The organism is Chamaesiphon sp. VAR_48_metabat_135_sub (genome assembly GCF_031418915.1).
Taxonomy (GTDB): domain Bacteria; phylum Cyanobacteriota; class Cyanobacteriia; order Cyanobacteriales; family Chamaesiphonaceae; genus Chamaesiphon.
Genome location: NZ_JANOJV010000152.1, coordinates 1 through 6,368 on the forward strand (window position 1 = coordinate 1; position 6,368 = coordinate 6,368).

Annotated in this window: 10 protein-coding genes and 1 pseudogene; 7 read left to right on the top strand and 4 right to left on the bottom strand. The window is 43.8% G+C overall.

Features of this window, described 5'->3' with window-relative positions; genetic code table 11:
* The 3 genes and pseudogenes from RMO55_RS11080 to RMO55_RS11090 form a co-directional block, all read left to right on the top strand.
* Nucleotides 1-767 (top strand): annotated as a pseudogene (locus tag RMO55_RS11080) (hypothetical protein); the annotation flags it as partial.
* 187 nt (nucleotides 768-954) lie between these two features.
* Nucleotides 955-1,521 carry a hypothetical protein gene (locus RMO55_RS11085; RefSeq protein WP_310426530.1) on the top strand — a complete coding sequence of 189 codons (567 nt, stop codon included), beginning with the start codon at nucleotides 955-957 and terminating at the stop codon, nucleotides 1,519-1,521.
* 3 nt (nucleotides 1,522-1,524) lie between these two features.
* On the top strand, nucleotides 1,525-1,818 hold the full coding sequence (locus RMO55_RS11090) for a hypothetical protein (protein WP_310426532.1): 294 nt from the start codon (nucleotides 1,525-1,527) through the stop codon (nucleotides 1,816-1,818).
* Nucleotides 1,819-1,963: 145 nt separating this feature from the next.
* Here the strand turns inward: RMO55_RS11090 and RMO55_RS11095 are convergent, their stop codons facing one another.
* Together RMO55_RS11095 and RMO55_RS11100 are read right to left on the bottom strand one after the other, a co-directional pair.
* Nucleotides 1,964-2,440: an IS1 family transposase gene (locus RMO55_RS11095; RefSeq protein WP_310426534.1), complete on the bottom strand. Its 477-nt coding sequence runs from the start codon at nucleotides 2,438-2,440 to the stop codon at nucleotides 1,964-1,966.
* Entirely contained in the window at nucleotides 2,433-2,723 is a 291-nt protein-coding gene (locus tag RMO55_RS11100; protein WP_310426536.1) for an IS1-like element transposase, read from the bottom strand. The genes RMO55_RS11095 and RMO55_RS11100 overlap by 8 nt, the downstream gene beginning before the upstream one ends.
* A gap of 485 nt (nucleotides 2,724-3,208) precedes the next feature.
* Between RMO55_RS11100 and RMO55_RS11105 the strand changes: the two genes are divergently transcribed.
* The 3 genes from RMO55_RS11105 (at nucleotide 3,209) to RMO55_RS11115 (ending at nucleotide 4,702) form a co-directional block, all read left to right on the top strand.
* Complete coding sequence (locus RMO55_RS11105) at nucleotides 3,209-3,379, top strand: hypothetical protein (RefSeq protein ID WP_310426538.1); 171 nt, start codon at nucleotides 3,209-3,211, stop codon at nucleotides 3,377-3,379.
* Between the two features lie 187 nt (nucleotides 3,380-3,566).
* Nucleotides 3,567-3,941 carry a hypothetical protein gene (locus RMO55_RS11110; RefSeq protein WP_310426539.1) on the top strand — a complete coding sequence of 125 codons (375 nt, stop codon included), beginning with the start codon at nucleotides 3,567-3,569 and terminating at the stop codon, nucleotides 3,939-3,941.
* Nucleotides 3,923-4,702: a TIM barrel protein gene (locus RMO55_RS11115; RefSeq protein WP_310426541.1), complete on the top strand. Its 780-nt coding sequence runs from the start codon at nucleotides 3,923-3,925 to the stop codon at nucleotides 4,700-4,702. Before RMO55_RS11110 ends, RMO55_RS11115 begins: the two co-directional genes overlap by 19 nt.
* Before the next feature lie 36 nt (nucleotides 4,703-4,738).
* Here the strand turns inward: RMO55_RS11115 and RMO55_RS11120 are convergent, their stop codons facing one another.
* Complete coding sequence (locus RMO55_RS11120; protein ID WP_310426542.1) at nucleotides 4,739-5,176, bottom strand: helix-turn-helix transcriptional regulator; 438 nt, start codon at nucleotides 5,174-5,176, stop codon at nucleotides 4,739-4,741.
* A gap of 14 nt (nucleotides 5,177-5,190) precedes the next feature.
* On the bottom strand, nucleotides 5,191-5,601 hold the full coding sequence (locus RMO55_RS11125; protein ID WP_310426544.1) for a DUF6932 family protein: 411 nt from the start codon (nucleotides 5,599-5,601) through the stop codon (nucleotides 5,191-5,193).
* 211 nt (nucleotides 5,602-5,812) lie between these two features.
* Here RMO55_RS11125 and RMO55_RS11130 point away from each other — a divergent pair.
* The coding region (locus RMO55_RS11130) for a hypothetical protein (RefSeq protein WP_310426545.1) at nucleotides 5,813-6,368 on the top strand (556 nt) is incomplete at its 3' end.

The following is a 6,368-nucleotide window of genomic DNA, read 5'->3' on the forward strand; positions in this document are numbered from 1 at the left end:
AGATTGGCATTGCGGATAATAGCTCCGTTCATTTAGACAACAGCCAAGAAACTCCTTTCCAAATTAATCCCACTGAGTTCACATCCACTGAGATCGACAGCATCATCCGCTCCAATCCAGACAACTGGAAACTCTCTCTCCCCAGCAGCATAACGAGCCAACAGTTCCTCAACACTGAGCTTTTTTCTCAAAATTCAAATCCCCAAGTATTCAACATTGAATCTATAGCAGCAAACATCTGGAGTAACCCATTTAATTCTACCACTTCAATTAAATTCAACTTTGCCATTACCAACCTCCCCACCGGACAACTAGCCGAAGGCACCATCACCAGCTACAACCCCAACGGCACCCCCAAAACCGCCACCATCAGCATCGACGACGATGCCAACGGAGTCGGCTGGTTCATCGACAGCACACCACAGGATAATAGCGAATTCACTGGAGTAGACAACTACTTCCAAGCCACCCCCAACAGCGCAGCCTCTGGTAAATACGACCTCCTCACCGCCATCCTCCACGAAATGGGGCACACCTTCGGCATCATTAACGGCTACAGCGAATTCGACAAACACATCAAAAACGGCAAATTCATTACCACCGATTCACCCACTGGAGCTAAAATCACCCTCACCCCCGACGGCTCCCACCTCGATAGCACCCTCTACCCCTACGATCTCATGAACACCAGCCTCAAACCAGGCATTCGCAAACTCCCCTCCGCATTAGATCTCTCCCTCCTCAATAGCCTCTGGAGTACTGAGTAAATGCACTACGATAATATAGGGATAACTCGCTGGTTGTCGATCGCGAAGATCGGAACAACTCGATACTCGCTTGATTTATTACAGTCGATCGCAGTTAACTCTCGATCGATAGTAAAGATGGTAACTCGATCGAGCGATCCAGTGATAAAGTAATACAGATCCTTAACTACCGATCGCCAATTCAAGAATGTCAGAGCCAATCCGAGTATTAGGTTATCATGGAACCAGTCGATCGAAAGCCAACTCAATCCTCACTAATGGATTTAAAGTAAGTGACAACGACTATGACTGGTTGGGTAAAGGAGTATATTTTTTCCAAGATGCGCCAATTCGAGCCATGCAGTGGGCAACTCAACAACATCCACAACAGCCCGCCGTCATCCGCGCTCTAATTCGACTAGATAACTGTATAGACTTACTAGACATTAAGTGGTTTCCACCCCTAAAAATCGTCTACAATTCCTTTAGAGAACAATATCGCCTGACCAATCGCCCCCTACCCCAACAAAACCCACAGCATTCCAAAGCTCATCGTCTAGATTGTGAATTCTTCAACTACACCACCGAAATGCTGCATCGTCGTGGACAAGATGTCGAAGTAATTAGAGCGGTATTTGTAGAAGGAGAGCATATCTTTCCCAACTCAGCAATTTTCGATCTAGCCCACGTTCAAATAGCTGTGACAAATACTGATTTAATTGAAGAATGTCATTTACTTGAAATAGATTTACTTGAAACAGAAGGAATCATTTGAAATATGCTAGATTTTCAAGCGGCAACCAAAATAATGACAGAACACTTTGCCACATTAACCCCCGAACAATTTTTAATTAACTTAGAAGAATATTGCCCAGAATTGTTTCAAGAAAGCTCGGCAAATCTCGACATAGAGCAACTTAGAAATACTGAAATTTATCAACAGGCTGAAAAGGAAAGTAAGTTAAAAATTGTCCCGAAGTTATTAGCAAAAGGATTGAGCATTCAAGAAATAGCTGAATTATTAGAGTTAGATCTAGAAACTATTAAAGAGGCTAGCAGGATCGCTTATTAGGACGGATTACCGATATTGTCACAGATCGAGGTGGCGATAGTAAATATGTCACCGCCCAGATTTTAGGCGCGAAATTTAAACCAGGCGCGATAGTTAAATTAATTCGTCCAGGTATTTCCGAAGGGTAATGTTCCAGACATGTTGTTTAAGGAATGTTTAAACCGAAAGCGACACGATTGATAAACAATCCAATTACCACATCATGCATCACAACTGACTTAGAAAAACAAATCGTCCTTCGAGCCAATCGTTTAATCCGCGTTCGCAAAGTTAAATGCTTGCGCTCAATTTTTTGCGTATTTCGTTTGCTAACAGTATGAAACACAGGATCTATATGCCGTTCGTAAGCACCCCATCCATCAGTATAAAATTGCGTAATCCCAAATGGTTCTAATAGAGATTTTAGCTCAATAAAAGCCTTATCCTTTCGGTCTGCCAGTACATAAGCTAACACATCACCACTTACATGGTCGATTGCCCACCACAACCACCTTTGTTGCCGCTTGGATTGTACGAAACTCCACATCTCATCTAATTCTGCCTCCACATCTGCATCATCCGCACAGCAAAGCCGAACGATCGTTTGATTCGGTTTCAACCGCTCCAATACCACCTCATTCACTGCTTGCAACTTGGAACTTTTTTTTGAGGTTTTCAATTACAGTCGTAGGACTTATTCCCAACACCCTTGCTGTATCTCGAATACCGCTACCATTAATTGCCATCTCACCAATCTGCTGCTGTACCTGGAGTGAGTAGGCAGCGTAACTATAATCGCAAATAAATGTCCCGCGCTCGCATTCCAGTTGTTGGCAGCGATAACGCTGTTTACCTTGGGCTGTTTTACCATGCTTAATTACTTCAATTTCATCACACCTGGGACAATGAATAGGCTCCAATATCATCCGATCGAAAGTTTAAAATATCAACCATTCTATTCAAGCAAATTTTGTGCCTAACAACAAATCTAGAACACTTGGGGGTTCGTCGGCGATCGCACTAATACAATTAAACTATCAGTCTAAGCAGATGCAGGAATTAGCTCGCCACTATCATCGATTTGACCGCAAGTGACAATAGACAGTTGACACAGGAGCAGATCGCTGTCAAGTGTAGTAAGTGCAGTTCGCGATCGATTATCAACTGTAACTGGGGCAATTCGTTGTCAACTGTCCACTGTCTGTCTTGACGCGCTCTCGGTGGTACGATTCTAATCGATCGATCCGCTGGCTCTCCAGCAGTTATGGTGATAAGTAAGACTTATTGAAAAGGGTAAAGGGGAAGAAGGCACGATTCTTATACTGAGAGGTTCTGCCAACGCTTGACATGTTCTCCAGCAACAATAGTACAATTGTTTGATAATATATAAGAACTATCGCGCTGCCAACTTATGAACGCCGAGCAAAATCCACTGCTGCGCTACGACTCACTCCTACAGCAATATGCCGAGCGAGTCGAGCCATTACTCACCCAACTCCGCGAACGAGTCGATAACGAACTCGATCGCATTCGCCACCAAGAAGCGACTCTACTAGCAGATCGTTGGCAGAGCCTACCGTAGGTAATCGCAAGCACTGCAAGAACTACAAACAGCAATTGGTGCAGATGCGCGGTTTCTACTGAAAACAGCTAGATTTCAAGAATTTTTCGATCGATATCTCAACGTCAAATCCACATACGATCGAGATAAAACGTCCCAAGTAGAGGATATCGTATCGAATTGGTCGCTCGCTCGTTTCGATCGATCGTTGCGGGTATTTGCTTACACAGAAACGTTTGAACCCGATGACTACGACGACGAAAACACTTATGCCAGCTACAGCTTTAATATTAAAGTAGCTTGGGATGAAAAGATAAGCGACATTACAGATATTCAAATACTAAAAATTTATGGTTTTAATGATTATCGGCACGAGTCTTTTACCGAGATTGCTGACTTAATTTCTTGGCAAGTTAAAGATTTTTCTGACAATTACACTCCAAGAGATCGGTTACTAATTAAAGAGCTTAGTTACCTAATTACATATTGCTGCCTATTATTAGCCCAACAACCATCAACCGTAGAATTTACCTATAATTTAGTACCAGAAGGGAAACATAACTTATGGGAACTATCTATCTAAGTTTATCTGCTTGCGGTGGAATTTCTACGCGCCAAGCTCTGGCAGATATTACCGCAGCAGGGATTAAATATGTCGAACTAGCCATTGGTGTCAAACCCGATCCAGATGCAGCCGCAGCTATTGCTGAATACCGAGCCTCCGGTACGATCTTCCGCGCTCACCATGCTTTTGTTTGGGAGCCAATTCATCGCCCCTTTAATTTAGCTAAAAAAATCGATCGCGATTACTTTCAACGCAAAATTGAATGGTTGGCGAAAATGTCTGTTACGGCTTATTCAGTTCATCCTGGTAGTTATACAGATTGTCCTGAAGCTGCTTGGGATCTATTTTTAACTAATTTGGCATGGTTGAGAACACAATGTTCGAGTCATAACATCGAACTGGGTATCGAAACAATGTATCCCATTCGCACTGAAAATCGCCGCTATTTTTTAGACGATCTTAACTCGATCGATCGCTTGCACAAAATTTTACCAGATCTGAAATGGGTGTTAGATTTGGCTCATCTCAATCTCTGGCAAGAACATCGATTAGAGGCGATCGATCTGCTCGGAGATCGCCTACTCGAAATACATATTTCCGATAACGATGGTCATCGAGATTTGCATACCGCTATTAATGAGAAAACTTGGTGGTTGCCTTATCTAGAAAGATTACCTACTTCGGTGCCTTATGTGTTAGAAACTCGCTTAACGCCGATTAGATCTGGACATTCGATCGCGATTGAATATCAAAGAGTAGTTAAATTAATTAATAATTGATAATTGGGCTTTTAGAGCGGAGTCTAATTTTCCGTCCTAAAAACAAGCCGCCCCTCGCTGCATAACTGCTTGAGTAATTTCAATATTCAAAGCAGTAGCAATCGCTCGCAATCGATCGAAACTAGCAGAACTATACAAACTAGCTTCATACCTTTGAATCTGCTGTTCTCGAACGCCAATTTTATCCGCCAATTCCTTCTGAGTCATCCCAGCCGAAATTCTCGCCTTAATTAACGTAGTCGGTAAATCGTTCAGCGAACCCAATACAAAGGTCACAATATTACCACTTTTGAGTTGTTCGTATTCAGCTAATTCCTGCTTCAATTGGCGAATTGTCAACTTATAGCTATTCGTCCAACCAACAACTTGACGGGTGTGGAGACTGGGATCTGGCGGATCGAGACTTGCCAAATCCCGCTCAAATTCTCGTAACTTAGTTTGCGTAACTCTATATTGACGTTCGTTTTGAATCATCGCTTTCTTCCTGGCTAAATAATCATTTCCTGGGGATCTAATCCAATGACACCTTTCGATCGTCCCTCCCTGTCAGTTTGAAAGAAGCCCTCATAGCTGGGTGGACTAAATAAAGTCCCCCCAAGCACTTCCATCTGAGACTCAACATCCTCCAAAAATAGCGCGTCGAGAAGATCGAGATCTAGTCCAAAACTTTCATACCAACCATCAAAATCGTTGGGATGTTCCTTGCTAGTAACGAAACTACCACCAATTAAAACTCTACGACAACCCGCGATGCCTAACTTCCGCAGGGCTGCGGCTAAACCTGTTGCCAGTCGTCGTCTCTGGGGATTGATAGCGAAGCGTTTCATGAATTCCAGCCACGAAGTCTCATAAATCCCTGGTGGTAAATAACCAAATTCGTTGAATGCTGGAATGGACATCAGGGGCATTAGACACAACGAAAAAGGAATGTTTATCTAAGCTAGCATATTTTTCGCAGATTGAAGATAAATTGATAACTTACGTAAAACTGCGCAAAAGGAGATGTTTTTTAAACGTACCCTCGATCTGTAATCCCACTCAGGCATAGATCGTACAGCCCAAATACAATATAAGTTGGAGTACGCTAATCGTCATTGTCAGGGTAAAATCGTGGAAAATCGCCAGGGAGAACAGCTACAACCTCATTCAAATATCCCCAATCTCTTACCAGTAGAACAACACGATCCCCTCACCCTCCTTCCCCTTCAGCCCCAACCCACCCTCGCTCCACTCAACCATCCAACAGATCGACAAATTCTCTCAATCGTCACAGGCGACAACCCCAACGATACATTCCAACACCTATCAGGATTTAAGGATTTAAGGATAGACAGGATTAATCAATTAGTACTAAGTCCTTTACCCCTTACCCTTTCCCCCCAACACCCCTCCGACACCCTAAACCCCACACCCGACACCCTGCGCTCCGCGCAACCCCTCACCCTCGAACAACTCTCAAGAGTTGAATCCACCGCCGTCAACCTCTGGCAAAGCCTCCTCCCCGACCATCGCCAACTAGATGTCAACTTTGAGATTACCGACCTCGCCAACGGCGAAATTGCCCACGCTCAAGTCACCAAATTCAGCCCCACCGGACTAGCCACAGGTGGTACAATTCTAATCGATCGATCTGCCCAAGGCGCAGGCTGGTTCGTCGATGCTACCC

What these genes read in the sequence shown, in the direction of transcription:
- RMO55_RS11085 (WP_310426530.1), top strand. Translation starts at nt 955, where the DNA reads ATGTCAGAGCCAATCCGAGTATTAGGTTATCATGGAACCAGTCGATCG.
- RMO55_RS11090 (WP_310426532.1), top strand. Translation starts at nt 1,525, where the DNA reads ATGCTAGATTTTCAAGCGGCAACCAAAATAATGACAGAACACTTTGCC.
- RMO55_RS11100 (WP_310426536.1), bottom strand. Translation starts at nt 2,723, where the DNA reads ATGATATTGGAGCCTATTCATTGTCCCAGGTGTGATGAAATTGAAGTA.
- RMO55_RS11105 (WP_310426538.1), top strand. Translation starts at nt 3,209, where the DNA reads ATGAACGCCGAGCAAAATCCACTGCTGCGCTACGACTCACTCCTACAG.
- RMO55_RS11115 (WP_310426541.1), top strand. Translation starts at nt 3,923, where the DNA reads ATGGGAACTATCTATCTAAGTTTATCTGCTTGCGGTGGAATTTCTACG.
- RMO55_RS11120 (WP_310426542.1), bottom strand. Translation starts at nt 5,176, where the DNA reads ATGATTCAAAACGAACGTCAATATAGAGTTACGCAAACTAAGTTACGA.
- RMO55_RS11125 (WP_310426544.1), bottom strand. Translation starts at nt 5,601, where the DNA reads ATGTCCATTCCAGCATTCAACGAATTTGGTTATTTACCACCAGGGATT.